Source organism: Hyphomicrobium sp. GJ21, from assembly GCF_001006785.1.
GTDB lineage: Bacteria > Pseudomonadota > Alphaproteobacteria > Rhizobiales > Hyphomicrobiaceae > Hyphomicrobium_B.
In genome coordinates, this window is record NZ_CDHO01000003.1 from 1126834 (window position 1) to 1146792 (window position 19959).

The 19959-nt window shown below is 60.3% G+C and carries 17 protein-coding genes; 6 read left to right on the forward strand and 11 right to left on the reverse strand.

From position 1 onward, the window contains the following. Position 1: 1 nt before the first annotated feature. The 5 genes from kdpC to HYPGJ_RS13690 form a co-directional block, all read right to left on the reverse strand. A complete protein-coding gene (gene kdpC, locus HYPGJ_RS13675; protein WP_046847636.1) occupies positions 2-580 on the reverse strand; it encodes a potassium-transporting ATPase subunit KdpC in 579 nt (192 codons plus the stop codon). A 27-nt stretch (positions 581-607) separates the two neighbouring features. After that, a complete protein-coding gene (gene kdpB, locus HYPGJ_RS13680) occupies positions 608-2659 on the reverse strand; it encodes a potassium-transporting ATPase subunit KdpB (RefSeq protein WP_046847637.1) in 2052 nt (683 codons plus the stop codon). A gap of 10 nt (positions 2660-2669) precedes the next feature. Next, positions 2670-4379 carry a potassium-transporting ATPase subunit KdpA gene (kdpA, locus tag HYPGJ_RS13685; RefSeq protein ID WP_046847638.1) on the reverse strand — a complete coding sequence of 570 codons (1710 nt, stop codon included), beginning with the start codon at positions 4377-4379 and terminating at the stop codon, positions 2670-2672. Positions 4380-4398: 19 nt separating this feature from the next. Then, positions 4399-4485 (reverse strand): K(+)-transporting ATPase subunit F, encoded by an 87-nt coding sequence (gene kdpF, locus HYPGJ_RS18565; RefSeq protein WP_070104070.1) that lies wholly within the window; start codon positions 4483-4485, stop codon positions 4399-4401. A 237-nt stretch (positions 4486-4722) separates the two neighbouring features. Then, positions 4723-6057 (reverse strand): hypothetical protein, encoded by a 1335-nt coding sequence (locus HYPGJ_RS13690; RefSeq protein WP_046847639.1) that lies wholly within the window; start codon positions 6055-6057, stop codon positions 4723-4725. 341 nt (positions 6058-6398) lie between these two features. On the opposite strand from HYPGJ_RS13690, the gene HYPGJ_RS13695 reads away from it, so the two are divergent. Continuing rightward, positions 6399-7343: a magnesium transporter CorA family protein gene (locus tag HYPGJ_RS13695; protein ID WP_046847640.1), complete on the forward strand. Its 945-nt coding sequence runs from the start codon at positions 6399-6401 to the stop codon at positions 7341-7343. A 67-nt stretch (positions 7344-7410) separates the two neighbouring features. Here HYPGJ_RS13695 and HYPGJ_RS13700 read toward each other — a convergent pair whose 3' ends face one another. Both HYPGJ_RS13700 and HYPGJ_RS13705 read right to left on the reverse strand, forming a co-directional pair. Next, the gene (locus tag HYPGJ_RS13700) at positions 7411-8367 is read right to left on the reverse strand and encodes a PAS domain-containing protein (RefSeq protein ID WP_159108303.1); all 957 of its coding nucleotides are present in this window, start codon (positions 8365-8367) and stop codon (positions 7411-7413) included. Positions 8368-8711: 344 nt separating this feature from the next. Further along, positions 8712-9935, reverse strand: coding sequence for an FAD-dependent oxidoreductase (locus HYPGJ_RS13705; protein WP_046847642.1), 1224 nt, complete (start codon positions 9933-9935; stop codon positions 8712-8714). 251 nt (positions 9936-10186) lie between these two features. On the opposite strand from HYPGJ_RS13705, the gene pabB reads away from it, so the two are divergent. Then, positions 10187-12088: an aminodeoxychorismate synthase component I gene (gene pabB / locus HYPGJ_RS13710; RefSeq protein ID WP_052750908.1), complete on the forward strand. Its 1902-nt coding sequence runs from the start codon at positions 10187-10189 to the stop codon at positions 12086-12088. Here pabB and HYPGJ_RS13715 read toward each other — a convergent pair. The 3 genes from HYPGJ_RS13715 to HYPGJ_RS13725 form a co-directional block, all read right to left on the reverse strand. Then, entirely contained in the window at positions 12059-12256 is a 198-nt protein-coding gene (locus tag HYPGJ_RS13715) for a hypothetical protein (RefSeq protein ID WP_244466144.1), read from the reverse strand. The genes pabB and HYPGJ_RS13715 overlap by 30 nt on opposite strands. Before the next feature lie 149 nt (positions 12257-12405). Further along, positions 12406-12582 carry a hypothetical protein gene (locus tag HYPGJ_RS13720; RefSeq protein WP_244466146.1) on the reverse strand — a complete coding sequence of 59 codons (177 nt, stop codon included), beginning with the start codon at positions 12580-12582 and terminating at the stop codon, positions 12406-12408. A 171-nt stretch (positions 12583-12753) separates the two neighbouring features. Then, a complete protein-coding gene (locus tag HYPGJ_RS13725) occupies positions 12754-14562 on the reverse strand; it encodes a hypothetical protein (protein WP_046847645.1) in 1809 nt (602 codons plus the stop codon). A 560-nt stretch (positions 14563-15122) separates the two neighbouring features. Between HYPGJ_RS13725 and HYPGJ_RS13730 the strand changes: the two genes are divergently transcribed. Then, the gene (locus HYPGJ_RS13730) at positions 15123-16010 is read left to right on the forward strand and encodes an alpha/beta fold hydrolase (RefSeq protein ID WP_046847646.1); all 888 of its coding nucleotides are present in this window, start codon (positions 15123-15125) and stop codon (positions 16008-16010) included. Here HYPGJ_RS13730 and HYPGJ_RS13735 read toward each other — a convergent pair. Next, positions 15979-16548, reverse strand: a complete 570-nt coding sequence (locus tag HYPGJ_RS13735; protein ID WP_244466149.1) for a DUF2147 domain-containing protein — start codon at positions 16546-16548, stop codon at positions 15979-15981. The genes HYPGJ_RS13730 and HYPGJ_RS13735 overlap by 32 nt on opposite strands. Positions 16549-16904: 356 nt before the next feature. Between HYPGJ_RS13735 and HYPGJ_RS13740 the strand changes: the two genes are divergently transcribed. Genes HYPGJ_RS13740 through HYPGJ_RS13750 form a run of 3 tightly spaced genes read left to right on the forward strand, consistent with a single transcriptional unit; the run spans position 16905 to position 19883 of the window. Continuing rightward, on the forward strand, positions 16905-18035 hold the full coding sequence (locus HYPGJ_RS13740) for an ABC transporter permease (protein ID WP_083984132.1): 1131 nt from the start codon (positions 16905-16907) through the stop codon (positions 18033-18035). Next, positions 18032-18784, forward strand: a complete 753-nt coding sequence (locus HYPGJ_RS13745) for an ABC transporter ATP-binding protein (protein ID WP_046847649.1) — start codon at positions 18032-18034, stop codon at positions 18782-18784. The genes HYPGJ_RS13740 and HYPGJ_RS13745 overlap by 4 nt, the downstream gene beginning before the upstream one ends. After that, positions 18777-19883, forward strand: coding sequence for an efflux RND transporter periplasmic adaptor subunit (locus HYPGJ_RS13750; protein ID WP_046847650.1), 1107 nt, complete (start codon positions 18777-18779; stop codon positions 19881-19883). Before HYPGJ_RS13745 ends, HYPGJ_RS13750 begins: the two co-directional genes overlap by 8 nt. The last annotated feature ends 76 nt before the right edge of the window (positions 19884-19959 follow it).

The following is a 19959-nucleotide window of genomic DNA, read 5'->3' on the forward strand; positions in this document are numbered from 1 at the left end:
TCTATCCGGAACCCGCTCCGAAAGCGCGGTCAAGAGCCAAATTGAGCAGCAGAACGTTAACGAGCGGCTCCCCGACGAAACCTAAGGTCGGCATATCGGTGCCTTGCGCGACGAGGGCGCGAACGCGATCCGGTGCTACACCGCGCGCCGTCGCGACGCGAGCGACCTGCAGCTCAGCATAGGCCGGACTGATGTGCGGATCGAGGCCGCTGCCCGAGGCCGTCACCGCATCTGCCGGAATAACGGTGGCGCCCGCCTCGCGCAGCTTCGCGGAGTCCTGCGCAACGCGATCCAGAAGCTGCTTGGAAAGTGGTCCGAGGTTCGATCCCGACGACGCCGACGCGTCATAGCCGGACTGGCCCGCCGCCGACGGTCGCCCATGAAAATAGCGGTCCGAAGCGAAGGCCTGGCCGATCAGTCGAGATCCCACGACCGTTCCGTCGCGAACGATTGGGCTTCCGGACGATGCCGTAGGAAAAATGACGGTCGCGGCGCCGGTCAGCGCCAGCGGATAGACGAGCCCGGTCAGCGCCGTGAAAACGACGAACAGAATGATTGCGGGGCGGATGTACGACAACATGGATAGCGCTCCTTGAGCGAGGCCCAGTTAAGCGAGGCCGAAGGCTGAGACGGCCAAGTCGACGATCTTGATGCCGACAAACGGAACGATGACGCCGCCGAGTCCGTAGACGAGAAGGTTGCGCTTTAGCAGCGCCGCCGCGCCGATTGGCCGGTAGGTGACGCCTTTCAAGGCCAGAGGGATCAGCGCGATGATGATTAGGGCATTGAAGATGACGGCGGAAAGGATGGCGCTCTGCGGCGTCGCAAGCGCCATGACGTTGAGCTTGCCGAGCTCCGGATATGTCGCCACGAATAACGCCGGGATGATTGCGAAATATTTCGCGACATCGTTGGCGATGGAAAACGTCGTCAACGAGCCACGTGTCATCAGCAACTGTTTGCCGATTTCGGTGATCTCGATCAGCTTCGTCGGATCGCTGTCGAGGTCGACCATATTGCCGGCTTCGCGCGCTGCCTGTGTGCCCGTCTGCATTGCGACGCCGACATCGGCCTGGGCAAGCGCCGGCGCATCGTTGGTGCCGTCGCCGCACATGGCGATCAGCCGGCCCTTGCGCTGCTCGGAGCGGATATAGGCGAGCTTGTCCTGTGGCGTCGCCTCCGCGATGTAGTCGTCGACGCCAGCCTCGGAAGCGATGGCGGCGGCGGTAACGGGATTGTCTCCGGTCACCATCACGGTCTTGATGCCCATCTGGCGTAGCGCCGCAAAGCGCGTCTTGATCTCGGGCTTGACGACATCCTTGAGGTGGATGACGCCGACGAGATCGGCGCCTTCGGCAACGGCGAGCGGCGTGCCGCCCGTCCGCGCGATCGAGTCGACAGCTTGCCGGAACACGGCTGGAGCCTGTTCGATCGTTTGGCCGACCTGCGCAAGCATCGCATCGACGGAGCCCTTGCGGAAGCGGCGGCCGTCAATATCGACGCCGGACACGCGTGTTTGTGCAGAGAACGGGATGACCTTCGTCGGCGTTAGCTCACTCATTTCCGAAAGTCCGTAATGACCGCGCGCCAGCGCCACGATCGAACGTCCTTCCGGCGTTTCATCGGCAAGCGATGCCAGATATGAGGATTCCGCGACGTCGCGCTCCGAGCGTCCGGGAACAGGTATGAAGGCGCTGGCGAGACGGTTGCCGTATGTAATGGTGCCCGTCTTGTCGAGCAGCAGCGTGTCGACATCGCCAGCGGCCTCGACCGCGCGTCCGGAGGTTGCGACGACGTTGAAGCGAACGAGCCGGTCCATCCCGGCGATGCCGATTGCAGACAAAAGCCCGCCGATGGTTGTCGGAATGAGCGTCACGAGCAATGCAACGAGCACCGTCACCGAAACGTCGGTCGCAGAATAGCGAGCGATGCCCCAGAGCGTCGCAACCGTAATGAGCAGGATCAATGTCATGCCGGAGAGCAGGATCGAAAGCGCGATTTCGTTCGGCGTCTTCTGCCGCTCGGCGCCTTCGACGAGCGCGATCATGCGATCGAGGAACGACGACCCCGCAACCGCCGTGATCCGCACGATGATCCAGTCGGACAACACGACCGTGCCGCCGGTCACTGCCGAACGGTCGCCGCCGGACTCGCGGATGACAGGCGCGGATTCGCCCGTGATGGCGGACTCGTTCACCGAGGCGATGCCCTCGATGACCTCGCCGTCGGCCGGAATAGTGTCCCCGGCCTCAACCAGCACAACGTCGCCCGCTACGAGATCTTGTGCCGGCTTCGCTTCCCACGGATCATCTTTGGTGTCGTCCGGATGAAGCAGCAGCTTCGCCATCGTGTCGCTGCGCGTGCGCCTCAGTGCATCGGCTTGCGCCCGGCCACGGCCTTCCGCGACGGCTTCAGCAAAATTGGCGAAAAGAACGGTGAACCATAGCCAGGCTGCAATCTGCCCGGTGAAGAGAAGCCCGCCCCGGCCCATCGCGACATCGCGAATGAAGATCGCTGTGACGAAAGCCGCCACCACGCCTGTGACGAACATCACCGGATTGCGCACGAGCTTTCGCGGTCCGAGCTTGCGAAATGCGTCGGCAACGGCACGGCGGAGAATAGAGCGGTCCAGCAATCCGTAAACTGCGCGCTTGCTCATCGTCGCCTCCCTAGAATGTTTTGCCAGCCAGCATCAGCAGGTGTTCGACGATGGGACCGAGCGCCAGAGCAGGGAAATACAGAAGACCGCCGAGGATCAGGATCACGCCCGTAAGCAGGCCTGAAAACAAGGCGCCGTCTGTCGGAAACGTACCGGCCGATGCCGCTGTTTTCGTCTTGGTTGCGATCGAGCCTGCAATCGCCATCACCGGCACGACGTACGCGAAACGTCCGAACATCATGGCGAGGCCAAGGGTCGTATTGAACCACGGCGTATTGGCGTTGAGCCCGGCGAAAGCGGAGCCATTGTTGCCGGTCGCCGACGAGTAGGCGTAAAGGATTTCGCTCAGCCCGTGCGGCCCGCCGTTCGCGAGGCTCGTCAGCGCTGCTGGTAGTACCGCCGCAATCGCTGTGAAGCTGAGAATGCAAAACGGCAGTACGATCAGCGCCAGCATCGCGAGCTTCATCTCGCGCGCCTCGATCTTCTTGCCGAGATATTCCGGCGTTCGCCCGACCATCAGGCCGGCGACGAACACGGCAAGCAGCGCCATGACGATCATGCCGTAGAGTCCGGAGCCGACACCACCCGGAAGAATCTCGCCAAGCTCGATCATGAACAAAGGAACCATGCCGCCGAGTGGCGTCAGCGAGTCGTGCATGGCGTTGACGGCGCCGCACGAAAGCCCGGTCGTGGCGGCGATATAGAGTGCGGTCAGCGCTTGTCCGAAGCGAAGCTCCTTGCCTTCGAGGTTGCCGGCCGAAGGATCGACGCCCGCCGCCGTGAGCAGCGGATTGCCGGCCGTCTCGGACGCATAGATGACTGCGGTCCCGGCGATCAGCAGCAGGCCCATGACCGCGAGCAGCGTCCAGCCCTGCCGTCGGTCGCCAACCATGCGGCCGAACGTGAACGTCATCGCCGTCGGAATGAGCAGCATGCTCCAGATCGACAGAATGTTCGACCAGGCGTTCGGATTCTCGAACGGATGTGCGGCATTGGCGTTGAAGAAGCCGCCGCCATTGGTGCCGAGTTGTTTGATGGCCTCTTGGCTTGCGACGGGACCGAGCGCGATCGTCTGCTTTATGCCTTCAAGCGTGGTCGCGGAAATATTGATCGCAAGCGTCTGCGGCACACCTGATGCGACGTAGACGAGCGCCACCACGATCGACAGCGGCAGCAGGACGTAGAGCGTCGCTCGCGTGACATCGACCCAGAAATTTCCGATTTCCCGAACGCCGCTGCGCGTAAACGCGCGGATCACGGCGACGGCAAGCGCAATGCCGGTCGCAGCCGAAAGGAAATTCTGCACGGCAAGCCCCGTCATCTGGACGAGATGGCCCATCGTGGTTTCGCCGGAATACGATTGCCAGTTGGTGTTGGTGACGAAGCTCATCGAAGTATTGAAGGCGAGACCCGGTTCGACGGCGGCGAAACCTTGCGCATCGAGCGGTAGGAGATGCTGCAGCCGCATCAACGCGTAGAGGAAGACGAACCCGATGCCGTTGAAGGCGAGCATGGCAAGCGTATAGGAAAGCCAAGTCTGTTCGGAGTTCGGCTTGACCCGCGCCAACGCGTAAAGGCTGCGCTCCACCGGGCTCAGGATGGACGACAGCTCGGTGCGTTCCCCGGCGAAAACGCGCGCCATGTAGTCGCCGAGCGGCCAGGCGGCCAAGAGCACGGCGGCGAGCACCAGCGCAATCTGAATCCAACCAGCCAATGTCATGGATTAGCCCTCCGGGCCGTTAGAACTTTTCGGGCCTGACGAGCGTGTAGACGAGATAGGCGCCAAGACCGACAGCGACGATCAGGCCGATGATGGGATCGCTCATGGCCGTCTCACAGCCGGCCGCACAGCTTGGCGTAACCGGCCATCAGGCCGAAGCAGCCAAGGCCGAGGACGAGATATGCGATATCGAGCATCCGCTTCGCTCCGCTACGAGTGACTGACGAGCGGAACATGCAGCGACGGGCATCAAGTCTCGATTGGAAAATCGCGACGCCGGTATAAGGAATGCATAAAGACGATCAAACGCCAGATCGGGCGCGTCCTGGGCCGCGCACACTAGCTACAGGGTAACTGTTCGAAGTCTCGTTGACGATGGAAAGTCGGTTCCGATTTCCTTTTGGGGCCCACCGGCACGAGCGATCATTGCAAACAGAAGGATCGATAGCCCCCAGCCTCCCGAGAACAGCAACGTGAAGATGTCCCCCGAGCTGAGCAAGAGGATGAACGTCATGTTGATCGGAAGCGTCAGCACTGGATCGCGCTGGAAAATGATTAGCAGGACCCACGCCACGATAGCGTGAAAGACACCAATCAGCGCCAAGCCCAGCCAGCCAAAATTCGCGTAAGCCGTCATCATCGATGCGGCGTTGACCGTCCCCTTGAGGCCCATTGAGGCCTCAGAGGGGAAAAGATGGTCGTACAGGATGCGAGGGTAATTCTGAAAATTGCAATGGAGCAGCGACGTGAGGAAGCGATAGCCGCATCCCTCGCCGAATGGAATTTGTGCAGGGATGACATCGAACCATTGCCCAACCACTTCGCCGGGCGTCACCAGGACGCGGTAGAGGAGCGACGCGCCGAGAAGATTTGCGTTGCTCGCGTCGTCCGCTGCTGAAATGCGCGGGGAAGGCGTTGAAGCAACATCGGCCGCTGGTTTTGTAATCCTGGTCTTCTGAAGCTCCTTGCTTAAAGTCACCATCGCCGCCGGCCGGACCTGCGGGTTTGCGGCAAAGCCCATGAAAATGACGACAACACCGACGACCGCACTAGTGAGCGCCGCCTTGATGAAATGCCGTGTAGATAGGAGGTAGACGGCGAGCGGCAACATCAGAAGGATAGGGCCGGATTTTTGCATAAGGCAGACGGCGTAAATCAGGCCGACAGCTCCCGTCAGTATCGCCAACATGCGTTGTCCGTTCGCGATGGCGAGTACGATGACGATCGGAAAAAGCCCGTGCGCGGCAATCGAGCTCGCGTATTTCATGAAGCTGGGGAGTGAGGCTGTAACGTTCTGCCGCATTAAAGCGATGGCGATCTGATCGTCTGCGGCGAGGGCGGCCACCAGTGTAAAGCCGTCGAACAAAATGAAATGCAGGAGTGCAATGGCGACAGCGATCACTCCCGCAATCCACAACGCGCCGTTCCGTAGCGACGGCGGAATTGAGAAAATATCCGCCGCACGGCTCACGGCTTCAGCGAGCGCCTTTTGTTGGCAGAGTAGAAAGTATGTGACTGCGGAGCAGCCGAAAAAGAGCAGAAGGCCAGGGAATGCTTTTGCGTGTCCGCTCCATGCGGCTCCGGCAATCAGCCAGAGCCAGACAATGGTCATCAGGATCGCCGGAGCATGCAGTTTTCTGTCCACCACTTCGAATGCTTTTCGGAAGGATTCCGCCATGAAGGCCCCAGAGATGTACGCGACGCGATGCGTTTAACAGGTGCGAGGAACAGCAAAAAGGCGCAGTCGAAAGGCGTGCGCAAATGTCCTCTCTTTATTGTGGATTCACGCAAATCCTTCTTGCGCCGCTTGCATCAAAGCGGCGATCGCTATGCTCGTAAATGTTGTTAGCGGATGAGCGTGTATTCAAACGTGTCATCGCGCGCGCTTCCGTAAGCGCACAGTCGCATTCGCTTGGTAAGATGAGCCTTACGTTTCTGACAGGCGCTGCATGTGCTCTCGCAACCGTGTTTCCGATGCTCTAAAAGGGCCCCATCCTCAAAACGAGATGGACCTTCCGAATGTTGTCAAGCTACGGCGATGCGCAAAGCGGTTCGAAGATCTGGTATGATCTCGTCAATCCATCGCAGGCTGATTTCGCCGAAGCTCAAGCGGCAACGGGGTTGAAGCTCCCTGACCGGGAGAAGCTCTCTGAAATTGAAAATTCCAGCCGAGTATCCGAGCGCGGCGGTGTGCTCTATCTCAGCATGCCGTTTGTGACGAATGCGAGTGCGATCGACGAACCTCCCTCGCCGATCGGCTTTGTTTTGTCCGACAAGGTGCTCGTCACCACCCGATTTTCGGAGCTAAGGGCGTTTAATGCCTGCAAAGCCGGGTTGCTCGAGGGCAAGCAACTGACATCGAGTGCCGAAGCCTTCGCGTCTCTGACGGGCGAGATGATCGACGTGATATCGGATCTGCTCGAGCAAATAGGGAATGAGCTGGATATGCTCTCTCGGCAGATTTTCCCCTCATTGAAAAGCCGTCGCGGCCGCCCGAAGTTGAAATCGAACGCGACACTCAGAAACATCCTGATCGAAGTCGGCAACGCCGGCGAGCGGCTGTCGAATATCCGCGCGAGCATTCTCGGATTGCAGCGCATCGTCCCGCTTCCGTTCGCGAAAGAACGGCCGTGGGTCAGCGCTTCGGTCGTTGGCGATCTCAAAACGTCGCAAGCCGATCTGCTCTCACTCGCGGATTTCGAGACGCAGCTCTACGGCAAAGTGCAGTTTTTGCTCGATGCAGTTCTCGGTTTCATCACGACGAAACAGAACGACATCTTCCAGGTGTTGACCGTCGTATCCGTCGCGGGAATACCGCCGACGCTCGTGGCGAGCATCTACGGAATGAATTTCAAGGATATGCCGGAACTGAATTGGAGCTGGGGCTATCCGTACGCCTTGGCGCTTATCGTTCTGAGCACGATAATACCATTGCTCTGGTTCAAGTGGCGAGGATGGTTTTAGACCTCCGGTCCGTGCTCTTTTGATTGCGCCGCTTAATCTGACGGCGCTTCTGGAAGTGCCCAGATAATTATATCAGGGCCGAGAGCGGCAAGTGCAATTCCGTGACGAGACCTTGGCTGCGCCAGTTTCTGTTCACGGTTCCGCCCGCGCTCTGAACGAGGTGGTCCACCATCTCGCTGCCGAAGCCTTGGCGCAGCGGAGCCTCCTCGATCTTCGGACCGCCCTCTTCAATCCACGAGAGATAGAGTCCGCTTTCTCCGCTGTTCCACTGCACGGAAACAAGTCCATCGTCGGCGCTGAAGGCCCCGTACTTGACCGAGTTGGTGGCGAGTTCATGCAGGAATAATGCGAGCATCGTCATGATAGCGCTGCCGACATAGATCTGGCAGCCGTTCGCCTGGAAGCGATCGCCATAAGGCTTCAGGACTGATTGGACAAGTGAACCCAATTCGATCTGCTTCGTATCGAAGTGCTCGCCAGTTCGGTCGGCAAACGCAGCATCCGATGCGCGCCCCAACGCTTGCAGCTTCTCGCGAAGAATTTTGGTGGCACGAGCGGGGGATTGAAGACTTGCAGCTTCTTTCTCGGAAATGGAAATCAGCGCAGAAACCACCGTGAACAGGTTCTTGATGCGGTGATGCATCTCACGTGAAAGAAGTTTCTCGCGGTGAATCGCAGCTTCCAGCTCCCGCTCGATCCGCATCTTTTCGGTGACGTCGCGCGATACGCAAAGGATCGACTGCACTTGGCCCGCGTTGTCGACGATGGGCGTCAGAAGGTTGTCCCAATATCTGATGCCGTCCGACTCGCTTTGGCCAGGGAAGCGCGCATTATGCCCTTTGGCTGCTTGATGCAGGGCGGCTAGACCGAGTTCATGCACTTGTTCAGGCAGCAATGGCAGCCAAGGCATTCCAAATTCGGATTCTGCGGGAACGTTGAGCGCGAGGCATCCGGCCCTGTTCATCGTCACCAGCTTGCCGTCAACCGACAGGACCTTGATGCAATCCGGTGTCGCATCCAGCATTGCTTTTTGCGTGGCCGAGAGTTGAGGTTCAATTTTCGAATTGACGTCCGGAAAAATGATCCCGGCATACATTCTAGCGGCGACTTCCATGAACCGTCCTACGTTGGAAGGAAGCAGGCTGACACTCAGCCTTCAATATGCTGATGTGCCGAATTCTCATGCCGATGAGAAATCGGCGGCATTTCATGGTTGGGAGTATCTGCGTTCTTAAAAAGCGGCTTTCCGGCTCTTTAAACACGCCGCCCACGCATCCGAAAGTGTTTCGCGCGGGTCAGCAAAAAGAACCAGCAATATACTTTATGCCAAATTGATCCGCGTACCCCATGCGGCTTAAGCTCCCCCCGTCATTCGCTGCGAACATGCTCCGGGCGAAAGCCTAGACCGATCAGACGCCCCGCAAGATGGGCGAGTATTGGCCAGCGCGCGATTTTGCGCATGAAGGCTGGGGGGCCGTCCCGCTTCGCGTCCGTGCTCTCGCGCTTTCGCCGGTCGCGTCGCATCATCAGCTGCAGTTTTTGCGTGGCCTTCGTTGGAAATAACCGCCGCGCTTCGACGTCGGCGAGGTGCTTGTCTGTCAGCGTGTCATCGCGGAGTGGTCCCGCGAGAATATTGGCGGCCGCCACGGCGTCCTGAATCGCGAGATTGACGCCGACGCCGCCGATCGGCGACATCGCATGCGCTGCGTCACCGATGCACAGCAACCCCGGCCGCCACCATTGCTTGAGACGATCGATGCGCACACTCAAAAGATGCACGTCATCCCACGAGCTAACTTCCTGAAGGCGCTCGCGCGGCAGCGGCGAGACGGCGGCGACCGTCGCCCGGAAAGCGTCGAGCCCGCCTGCCTTCAGATCCTCGAAGCTGCCCTTGCGAATGACATAACCACACTGCCAGTAATCGCCGCGATCAACCATGACGAAGCCCTGGCGCGGCCCGCCGTGGCCCATCGTGTAAGGGGGATCGTCGGGAGCATGAGAAAGCTTCATCCAGAGCACTTCGCTAGGATTTCCGAAGCGCTCGATCTCGAGCCCCGCTTTCTCGCGCACGACCGAGTTGCGTCCATCCGCGCCGATCACGAGCCGCGACCGGATTTCGATGTCGCCGTTCACTGTCGTCGCTTGAATGCCGGCAATTTTGCCGCCGTCTGAAATCAGCGCCGTAACGGTGGCAGGCATCACCAACCGGAAATTCGGCAGCTTGCGTGCGACACCCGCCAAGTAGTCGAGAAACTCCCATTGCGGCATGAACGCGATGAAACGGCATTTCGTCGGCAGGCGCGAGAAGTCCGCGATGGTGATATCCTTGCCGCCGATCTCTGCGTGCAGACGCGACGCCTCGGTATGCGGAAGCGCCAGTAGCCCATCCAGCAGCCCAAGCTCGTGCATGACCTCCAGCGTCGACGGATGAATCGTGTCGCCGCGAAAGTCGCGAAGGAAATCGGCGTGCTTCTCGATGACGGTCACGTCGACGCCAGCTCGTGCGAGCATCAGGCCTAGCATCAGCCCCGCCGGGCCGGCTCCGACGATAGCGCAACCGGTTTCGACGCTGGACGCTGCGCTTTCTGTCATCCGATTGTGCCCGTTTCGACGCTTCTTAAAAATCTATGCCAATTCAGTATGCATTGCGCTCCGCGGAGTCGGGAAGCATTTGGGACTTCAATCGCAACGCCGCCACCACCATGCGACCTTTTGCGGGCGTCCTCAGTCGGTTCCATATCGGCAGAACCGTCCGCGCCACATACAATTTTTCAGGACGGCCACGATCCCGCAAGGACCTCGTCAGAGTGGCAATCCCCGCGCGGCCGCGTTAGAACCAGCCGATGACATACCGCTCTTCCGCAAACAATTCCCCCACGACATCCGGCGCCGGTGCGCAAGCGAATTCCACGGCTCATAAGACGCCCGCGCTGGCCGAAGGTTTCGTTCTGCTGGACAACAGCACGTCGCTCGAGGCGGTGTCGCAGTTGTTCGAGCATCCGGCCGAGATCATTCGCGCCGATGGCCCGGAAGAGGTCGACGCCGCGCTGGCCGCGTTGACTTCGGGACTTGAGCGCGGCCTGCACGCAGCTGGCTTTTTCTCCTACGAGCTTGGCTATCTCCTGGAACCGCGGCTTGCGTCGCTTCTGCCCGAACGGCGTAAAATGCCCCTTCTCTGGTTCGGGCTTTATACGTCGCCGCGCGAGTTGATGGGCTCCGAAGTTCAGGAATGGTTGAACCAAGAGGCGATCGGCAACCCGACGCTCGGTGAGCTTGCCCATAGCTGGGACAGCGCCTCGTATCTGAAGCGGTTCGAGCAGGTTCAGAACAACATCAAGAGCGGTGACATCTACCAGCTCAATCTGACCTTCAAGGCGAAGTTCAATCTGCAAGGTTCGCCGCTCGCGCTCTACCGCGATCTGCGTCTGAAACAGCGCGTCGCTTACGCCGGCATCGTCGATACCGGTGACGTCACAATTCTTTCGGCGTCGCCTGAGCTATTCATCAAGCAGGACGGCCGGGTGATCGAGACGCGTCCGATGAAGGGAACGGCGCCGCGCGCCGGAACGCTCGATGCCGACTCGGAGGTGCGCGCTGCGCTTTCGAAGGACGTGAAAAATCGCGCTGAAAACCTGATGATCGTCGATTTGATGCGCAACGATCTGGGCCGCATTTCCGATCCGGGCTCCGTCAGCGTCACTGATCTCTTCACCGTCGAAACGTTCAAGACGTTGCATCAGATGACGTCGGGCGTGCGCGCCGAGCTAAAGCCAGGCATAGGCCTTGTCGATGTCCTGAAGGCGATCTTCCCGCCCGGCTCCATCACCGGCGCGCCGAAGATCCGCGCTATGGAACTGATCCGCGAACTCGAAACCGAGCCGCGCGGCGTTTATTGCGGAGCCATCGGACGGTTCTCCCCCGACGGCACAGCGCTTCTGAACGTAGCGATCCGCACCACGGTCATCGATCGCAAGGGCGCGGGCGAAATGGGGATCGGCTCGGGCATCGTCGCGGATTCCGATGGCGTCAAGGAATATGCCGAATGCCTGCTGAAGATGAAGTTCCTCACCGACCCCGTGCGCCGCTTTGAACTCATCGAAACGATGCTGCATGAGCCGGAGAAAGGGATCTGGCTGCGCGGCTATCATCTCGCACGGCTGGCGGCGTCTGCGGCCTATTTCGGATTTGTGTTCGACGCGAGCAAGGTTCACGACGCGATCGAAGCCGCAATTTCGGGGAACACCAACGAGCGTCTGCGTGTCCGCTTGCTGCTCGATGAAGACGGCGGCGTAACCGTCACGACCGCTCCGCAGCCTGCGGCGCCGGCCGATGCGGTGATGCGGTATGTCGTGTCCGACAGCCGGCTCAACAGCTCCGACCTGTTCCTCTACCACAAGACGACGCGGCGCGAGCTGTACGATCGCGAATGGAAACATTACGCCGACACGCTCGGCGCCGATGAAGTGGTCTATCTCAACGAGGCGGGAGAGCTTGCCGAGGGGAGCCGGACGTCGATCTTTATCGCGCGCGACGGCAAGTTGTTGACGCCGCGTCTGGCGGCAGGCGTATTGCCCGGTACGTTGCGGGCAGCGCTTCTTGATGAGGGACGCGCCGAGGAAGCTCGGCTGACGATCCAGGATCTGAACGGAGCGGCGGAGATTTATCTCGGGAATTCTGTCCGCGGACTGGTGCGGGCCGAGCCGCTGGTGCCGCGTTTAGCGGTGGACCACCGGCAGCACGCCTGACTCGACGCTGACCGGCATCGTCGAGACCGGGCTGAACGTCTTCATGCCCATGGGGCGCGTGTCGCGAGATGCGATGGCGAGCGCGATAAGCGCCGCAAGCGTCAGCGCGACAGCCATCACGATGGCTTTGCTGGAATGGCGCGCGCGCCGCGCAAAAGTCTGAGGCATCTCGTTCGGCATCCCCCTTCGATAGCCAGCGGCTACACGCACCTCCATATCGCGGGTTGCCGCGCGACAGGAGCGCACATCATTGGGATGAAGTGATCGAAAGCGATGTCCAAAGCTCGGTTGCGTTGCAGCACGAGCGATCCATTTCGCTACATCCCGCGAACCATGCAGCCGAGCATGAGGATCGCGTAGGAAGCAAGAAGCGCCCATGATTCATTACCGGTCAGACCGGGAATCTCGGCGCCAAAAAACTTCGACGTCAGAACGATGACCGTAAGGATAACGGAGAGCATGAACGTAATGATCCCCGGCGCCTTCAATCCCATGTCACCAACTCCCTCTTCGTTTCTGAACCGCACGCGCATGATCTTCCCCCTTCGCTATGGGTCCATCAATGACCGTCGAATCGTTATAGCAGGAGCCCGCCTCCGCCGGGACGAGGCAAGGCGGATTGCATGTGGACAGCCTTTGGATAAGGCTGAATTGCAACGTCGGGTTTAAGTCTTGCTCTCCGAGGCCTGCGGCGGACGCCTGCGCCGGAAAAGGCGGGCGAACCAGGCAAGCACAATGAGGCTCAGCAGCCCCGCGGCGGCGACTGCTTGCGGATGCTTGTACCATAAGAGTGACGGCGCGACGCGGCCGTCGAACACCAGCCGCGCATCGTCTACGACGGACCTCGGCGACAGGCCGCTGCTGTCTGCCAGCATCATCCGCGCCGCCATTTCCTGATCCTGGCTCGCGATGATGCCCTCGCGAATGCTCCGCGATGCCAGCAACTGCATCTTCGCGGGGCTTGCCGCGATCGTCTTCAGAACCGCTTCCCGCGGTCCGGGCCTCAGCCCGTCGAGATAACCCGCAAGAGATTCTATTTCGTCCTCGGAAAGAGACCGCAGCAGGAGGTTGAGGTCGGTGACATCGAGACTGAATAGAGCATCGCGCGCTGCGGCTGGCACACCGGCGATCTTGGTGATCGCCGCCCGGTCGTTGAGGTCGAGAATGCGATCGAGTGATCCCGTCGTCAGATCTTTGGGCGACATTCGCCGATGCAACTCATAGTCGACGACGCGGTCGAGCCGCTTGCCTGCCAATGCCGTCCAGGCGAGGCCGGTCGCTACGGAGTTGGTTTCCCGCGCAATCTGCAGGCCCTTGTCCGGCATCAAGTGAACGGCCTGGTTGAGGGAGCCGTCCTGCAGCCTGCGCAGGATCGAGTCCTGACCTTCCGAGGCGGCAAGGATCGACACCACTTCGTCGAGCCGGGGCAGCGACTGCGGATCGACGCGATCGAGAAACGCCCGGAAGTCCCCGTTCCGATCGGCGATCTGAAGGACCAGTGCATGGGCCCGGCGGAAGGTCTGCCAGACTTCGATGACCTGATCGGCGGTCGCCGCCGCGATTTCCTTGATGTGATCGTTCATCTGGGTCGCAAGGGTGTTGGCGAGCTCCTCGCGCACCTTCACCTTGGTCGCGGGCGACTTCATCTCCGTGGCGATGATCGGCAGAACGCCGTTTCGGAAATCCCAGAGATCCTTGGCGATCAACACTAGGCCCACCCCGCCGGCGACCACCGAGACGACCCGCGATAGCACGCTACCGACGATCCGCTGGCCGACGCGCTGGGCGAGGTTGGCGAGCTGTCTCCGGACGATCAGGATCGTCGCGCCCGCGAGGCCCCCTGTCGATTCATTAAGGACCGAACCTGCCGAAACTTTGCCCGACGCCTTGTTGGGATCGACGTTGACGCTCCGGCTGGCGTCTCCTGCGAGCACATTGGCGACCGCTCCGCCGTAGCGAGGCCCGACGAAGGCTTTCAGACACTGAAGCAGCGTGTTCGTTGCGTCAGTGCTTGCGAATTCGATGCTTTTGCCGACTTCCTTCGCGACCCCGGAGGCAAGATCGGCAATCGCCGTCTTCACCGCGTCCGAGCGATAGACGCGCTCCGCGACGGCCGTCGCAAGCTGCTGGGCTTTTTCATTGTCGGCCAGAGTCTTCAGCCGATCGGTCCAGCTCGTCTCGTTGGTGATCTCGGTAACCGCGATGTCGACCCGGTTATCGATGATCTGGTCGAGGTTTCGCTCGCGCCATTGCGCGTCGACAAGGGCGCCGTAGTCGATCGTCTTGGTGCCGTTGGTGATCGCATCGGTCGCGATTGCGACGACCGCGGTTCTCAATCCGGCGTCGTCACGAGCCTGACACGCCTCATATTCGGCGCGGCTGATCTCGGCCGCGATCGTGGGAAGCGAAAGCTGGCTCGATGCGACGGCAATGCACACGAGAAGCGCAATTGCGGAGCGCGGCGAGAAAATCACTGCAATCTAATCCCAGCGGCGTGCGTCGTCGGCATGCGCGTCCAATAGAAAAGTTCCAGCGAGTATAAATCAAAGAATGCGTGCGAACAGTGACTGGCCCGCCAATCCGTCAGAATCTCAGGGATAAATTGCACACCACGGGACGTCGGGAACGCTCGCGGACGACCGGTGTTTGAGTATCGGAAGCGACTTGGGGAGCTGACGTTCACACGGTCCGAACAATCGGGCACGGAGGGATCACGAATGATGCGATATCAATTCGCCGCACGCCCCACCCATTTTATGCCGCATTGCAACATCATGAGTTAGGGCGCCAACTGGCAGTCGATGAGATGGTCCGATAGGCATCAGGTCTTTGTTTACCAACGTGTATTGATCCGGTGTCGAAAGGTGTGGCCATTTCAGATACTTCGTACTAAGTTCGCGAACCAAATCTTAACTGCGGGACGTCCAGGGTTACCCTTAAAATTTACGGTGGCGCGACACATAGTTGCGTTGGCATCTTGGGATGCTGCGTCGTAAAGAGCGTTCGGCTGGTCCTCAGCAAGTGCAAGTAGCCAATGACAAATAAACAGAAATTTCAGCCTACTCGCGGCAGTCTCTTCATTCCGGGCGGATCCTCGGGGGTATTGTTGATTCACTCTCTGGGCGGATCTCCGCTCGAGATGAAATCGGTGGCCCACGCGCTTTCCCGCAAAGGCATGACGGTTTACTGCCCTGTCGTTCCGGGTCTGACATTCGGGACCGACGTTTCCGGTCTTTCGACGTGGCATGACTGGTATCAGACGGTTTCCAAGGCTTTCGACGATCTGCGCAGCACGTGCGACACCGTCATCATCGGCGGCGCTTCGGCTGGCTCAATTCTGGCGCTGAGGCTTGCAGCCTACCGGCAGGATCAGGCTGCGGGCCTGATGCTCTATGCGCCGACGCTGGCCGTGAACGGCTGGGCGATCCCGAAGATGATCAAGCTGTTCCACCTCGTCACCGACAAGTGGACGGCGCGCCTCTTCAAGTTCCGCACTCCGGCCCCTTACGGCATTAAAGATGAGCGTATCCGCAACTTTGCGCTCGACGCGATGCGCGGCGCCGACAACATGCCCGCCGATATCACGGTGCGCGGCGGCGGAACGGTCTATGAATTCTTCTCACTCGTCCGCAATGTCCGGCCGATGCTGTCGCTGGTGAAATTGCACACCCTGATTTTCCACCCCCGCCACGATGACCAAAGCGACATCAAGAATACGATGACGCTGCAACGCAAGCTCGGCGGCGTGGTCGAAGTTTCAGTGCTCGAGGATAGCTATCATCTCGTCACGCTCGATCGTCAGCGGAACTATGTCGTTGATAGAACGGCGGAATTCGTTGATCGCATCTTGGCGGCCGAAGCAGTCAAGTCCGGCCGCAAGCAGGCATCCACTAGTTCGAAGCAACTGGGTGCTGCGGAGTAGCAGCCTTTTTCGGCTTGGGTTTTGTATTAGAGGCCGTCTTGCCGGGTTTGGCCGGTGAGGCGGCCTTTGCATTTGCGGCATGAGGGCTGGTTTCGCCCGGAGCTTCAGCAGCATCCGCAGAGCACGGCGGCAAGTCTGCTGGCGCTCGCGTCCAGATGAGGGATTTGCCGAGGAAGCGCATGCCTTTGTAGCCGGTCACCTTCAGCGTATCTGCATTAACGAGATCAAGGGCAACGCTGTAGGATTTTCCCTCTTTCGGGTCGTAAACCCAGCCGTTATCGAAACCGCCTTCAGCCAGTTGCGACAGATTGCCGAGGACAGGCAACCCGCAGATCGGACGGGTCCGCATCGAGGGCTCGGGATTGTAGCGATCGATCTTCGGTTCGCCGTTGGCGCCGAGCGGCTCCTTGAGCCAGTAGATTTTGCCGCAGAGCGTCGTCGGCGTGCAAATCTCGATTTTGACCGCACCCTTGCCGGTGTCATCGATCCAGACGCCCACCTCGCGCGGATCGGCAAAAGCCGGGACATAACAAAGCACAGCTCCCGCGGCGGCGGTAACCAAGCGAAGCAGACCAGCTGAAAACGGGGAAATAGTTCTAGAACGCATGACAATAAACCGCAGAGTAAAGACCACGTTTTCACTCCTATGCCTCGAAAACGGCGAAACATTGGAGTGAAACTGTTAACCGGCTGCTAAGCCTTTCCGGCGATTTCCGGTGCCGGACCCAATGCCGCGACAGGCTCCTGGCATCAGGACGCGCGCATTTCTCACGGGGTTCGCGATGGCAGCAGGCTCGCATTAGAGCTATACGAAGTCAGGCAGCTGGAGCCGCTGAAAGGCTCTGTACGGAATAAGCCGATATCCCAGTTTGCAACACGAGACCCGGCATTGAGATGATCTTTACTCTCGCGCTTCGCAACTTGCTGCACGATCGTGTGCGCCTCGCCGTGACGCTGATCGGCATCCTGTTCTCGATCGTGCTGGTCGCGGTGCAGCTTGGCCTGTACCTCGGTTCGAGCGAGATGATCACCGCCAATATCGCGCGCTCCAACGCCGATCTCTTTATAACCACCTATGGTGCGAAGAGTTTCGAGGACGGTGGCGTACTGCTCACGGATCGCGAACGCCATCAGGCGCTCGCGACGCCCGGCGTCGAAAGCGTCGTGCCGCTCGTCGTTTCATTCGCGGAATGGCGTAAGCCGTCCGGCGGATCGTCTCGTGTCGTGCTCGTCGGCTCCGACGCCGAGGACCGCGGCCTCGTCCCCTGGTCACTGGTCGAAGGCACGCTCGACGACATCAAGGCGCCCGACGCCATCGCAATCGATCGCAGCTATCTCGGGGAACTCGGCGTCTCCGGCATCGGCGACAGCGCGCAGGCCGCCAACGGCCGCGTTAAAATCAGGGCGCTGACCGAAGGCATCCGCTCGTTCACGCAATCGCCTTACGCCTACACGACGCTCAATCGTGCTCGTCAGCTTCTTGGCGTGCCCGAGGACCGATCGACGTTCCTTCTCGTGAAACTGGCGCCCGGCGCTGACATGGCGAAGGTGCAGGCTGATCTCGCCGGCCGTCTCGAGTCCGCTGACGTGCTGACAAAGGACGAGTTCGAAAGCCGCAGTCTGCTGCAATGGCTGTTCCGCACCGGTGCGGGCTTGGCGCTGATCGGCGGCGCGATCCTCGGCAGTCTCGTCGGCACGGTGATCGTCGCCCAGACGCTCTATTCGAGCACCAAGGATCACATTCACGAATTCGCGACCTTGCGTGCGCTGGGGTCGTCGAAGTCCTACATTCACAAAGTTATTCTGGCTCAGGCCGGTCTCAGCGCGGTGATCGGTTACGTTCTCGGCATGGCGATCGCGTTATTGGTTCTCTACGCCAGCCGTAATTCGTCGCTACCGCTCGTTATGACTCCAGGCTTGGCATTTTGGCTGTTCGCGTTGACGCTTTTCATGTGCTCGATTTCGGCGCTTTCAGCCATCGTCAAAGTCACGAAAATTGATCCGGCTACGGTGTTCTCGCGATGACGACGTCCTCCGTTTTACATGCTGAAAATGTCGTCAAGGAGCTCGGCTCCGGCGCGGGTCTGGTGGTCGCCGTCAAAGGCGTCACACTCGATCTCGTCCCCGGCGAGTTGACGCTTCTCATGGGGCCATCGGGTTCCGGCAAGACGACGCTGCTGTCCATTCTCGGCTGCATCATGAAGCCAACCTCGGGCACGATCCGTATTGCCGATCAGTCGCTCGACGGCCTTTCGGCGGAAGAGTTGGCGAAGGTCCGGCGTGACCACATCGGCTTCATCTTCCAGTCCTACAACCTCTTCCCGACGCTGAACGCGCTCGAGAACGTTCGCATAGCGCTCGACGTGCGCGGCGTGAAAGGTTTCGCAGCCACAAGCCGCTCCGAGGAGGTGCTGCGCGAGGTCGGGCTCGGCCACCGGCTGACGAACTACCCAGGCAACCTGTCCGGCGGTGAGCAGCAGCGTGTCGCGGTTGCGCGCGCGATCGCAAGCTCGCCGTCGATCGTACTGGCCGACGAACCGACCGCCGCTCTCGACAGCGAAAACGGACATGCCGTCATGTCGCTGCTGTCGCGGATCGCGAAGGAACAGAGCCGCAGCGTCCTTGCCGTGACGCACGATCCCCGAACCCTGGGGTATGCCGACCGCGTCGTCCGCATCGAGGACGGCCGGATCGTCGGCGAAGAACGCAGACCCGAGGGCATCAATGCTCCGGAAATCACCGATTTGACGAAGAGGCGAAAGCTGCATGCTTAAAAAGATCGATCCCGCGGTTTCGACCATCCTGATCGCGGCTGCCATCGCAGTCACGCTTGGAGTGGGAATCCAGACGTTCAGCGACCGGACGGCGCTCAGCAACCTTGCAGGATCTGCGCGCGCCGATACGCCGGTTCCTGTTCCGCAGTGGGCAGCCTCAGCTACGGGCCGCGTCGAGCCGAAGGACGGTGAAGTTCGCATTGCAAGCGAAGTCGGCGGCAAGGTCGTCGAAGTCCTCGCCAAGACGAACGATCAGGTGAAAGCCGGCGATCTGCTGCTCCGTCTCGATGATTCCGACTACTACACGAAGGTCGCAGCCGCAGCTTCCGAAGCTGGCGTGCGTGAGCGCGAGCGCAGCGAGGAACAGGTCTCCGGCCTGGCGCAAGATCGCCGCAACGCCGAGGACGATCTCTCAAAGGCGCAGCGCGCGGTATTCGCGGCCCATGAAGCCTTCGACGCGGCCTATCGCTCAGCCAAGGCTGATAAAGGCAGCGACGACGCCGTTGAAGCGGCGCGTAAAGACCTCGTATCGAAAAAGGAAGCTTTAGCAGACGCCAAGAACAAGCTGAGCGAAGTCGAGGCGAAGCCCGGCATGCCTCTGCCGCAGCGACTTGAATCGTCGCTCGCTCTCGCACGTTCCGATCTCACATCGGCGGAACTGGCGCTCGAACGCACGCGCATCCGCGCCCCGGCCGATGGTACGGTTTTGAACATGCTGGCCAAGGTCGGCGAAACCGCCGTGCCGTCGCCCGACAGCGCGCTCGTCGTATTCGGTGATATGTCGAGCCTCAGGCTGCGCGCCGAAGTCGAAGAACGCGACGCGGCGAAGGTTCGCGTCGGCCAGCGCGTCGTCGTCAAGGCAGATGCTTTCCCGGATAAAACGTTCGAAGGAACGGTGACGTCGATTTCGCAGTCGCTTGCTGCTCCGCGCATCGCAACGCGCGGACCCCGACGCCCGAACGATGTCGAAGTCGTCGAAGTGATGGTCGATCTCGACGGCCATCCGCCGCTCTTCACCGGCATGCGCGTCGACACGTTCTTCAAGCTCGACAACAATCAGGCGTCTGCGTCGACGAACAGCACGTCGAAGACGAACTGAACAAAGCCACCTGACGAAACGCAATCAAAAGGCGCTGACCAACCGGTCAGCGCCTTTTTCATGTCACGAATGTTTC

Bases quoted from the DNA above. Each gene is read 5' to 3' on its own strand.
- kdpF (WP_070104070.1), bottom strand. From the start codon at position 4,485: ATGAGCGATCCCATCATCGGCCTGATCGTCGCTGTCGGTCTTGGCGCC.
- kdpA (WP_046847638.1), bottom strand. From the start codon at position 4,379: ATGACATTGGCTGGTTGGATTCAGATTGCGCTGGTGCTCGCCGCCGTG.
- kdpC (WP_046847636.1), bottom strand. From the start codon at position 580: ATGTTGTCGTACATCCGCCCCGCAATCATTCTGTTCGTCGTTTTCACG.
- HYPGJ_RS13690 (WP_046847639.1), bottom strand. From the start codon at position 6,057: ATGGCGGAATCCTTCCGAAAAGCATTCGAAGTGGTGGACAGAAAACTG.
- HYPGJ_RS13740 (WP_083984132.1), top strand. From the start codon at position 16,905: ATGATCTTTACTCTCGCGCTTCGCAACTTGCTGCACGATCGTGTGCGC.
- kdpB (WP_046847637.1), bottom strand. From the start codon at position 2,659: ATGAGCAAGCGCGCAGTTTACGGATTGCTGGACCGCTCTATTCTCCGC.
- HYPGJ_RS13705 (WP_046847642.1), bottom strand. From the start codon at position 9,935: ATGACAGAAAGCGCAGCGTCCAGCGTCGAAACCGGTTGCGCTATCGTC.
- HYPGJ_RS13695 (WP_046847640.1), top strand. From the start codon at position 6,399: ATGTTGTCAAGCTACGGCGATGCGCAAAGCGGTTCGAAGATCTGGTAT.
- HYPGJ_RS13745 (WP_046847649.1), top strand. From the start codon at position 18,032: ATGACGACGTCCTCCGTTTTACATGCTGAAAATGTCGTCAAGGAGCTC.
- HYPGJ_RS13715 (WP_244466144.1), bottom strand. From the start codon at position 12,256: ATGCCTCAGACTTTTGCGCGGCGCGCGCGCCATTCCAGCAAAGCCATC.
- HYPGJ_RS13750 (WP_046847650.1), top strand. From the start codon at position 18,777: ATGCTTAAAAAGATCGATCCCGCGGTTTCGACCATCCTGATCGCGGCT.
- HYPGJ_RS13720 (WP_244466146.1), bottom strand. From the start codon at position 12,582: ATGGGATTGAAGGCGCCGGGGATCATTACGTTCATGCTCTCCGTTATC.
- HYPGJ_RS13700 (WP_159108303.1), bottom strand. From the start codon at position 8,367: ATGCTGGATGCGACACCGGATTGCATCAAGGTCCTGTCGGTTGACGGC.
- HYPGJ_RS13730 (WP_046847646.1), top strand. From the start codon at position 15,123: ATGACAAATAAACAGAAATTTCAGCCTACTCGCGGCAGTCTCTTCATT.
- pabB (WP_052750908.1), top strand. From the start codon at position 10,187: ATGACATACCGCTCTTCCGCAAACAATTCCCCCACGACATCCGGCGCC.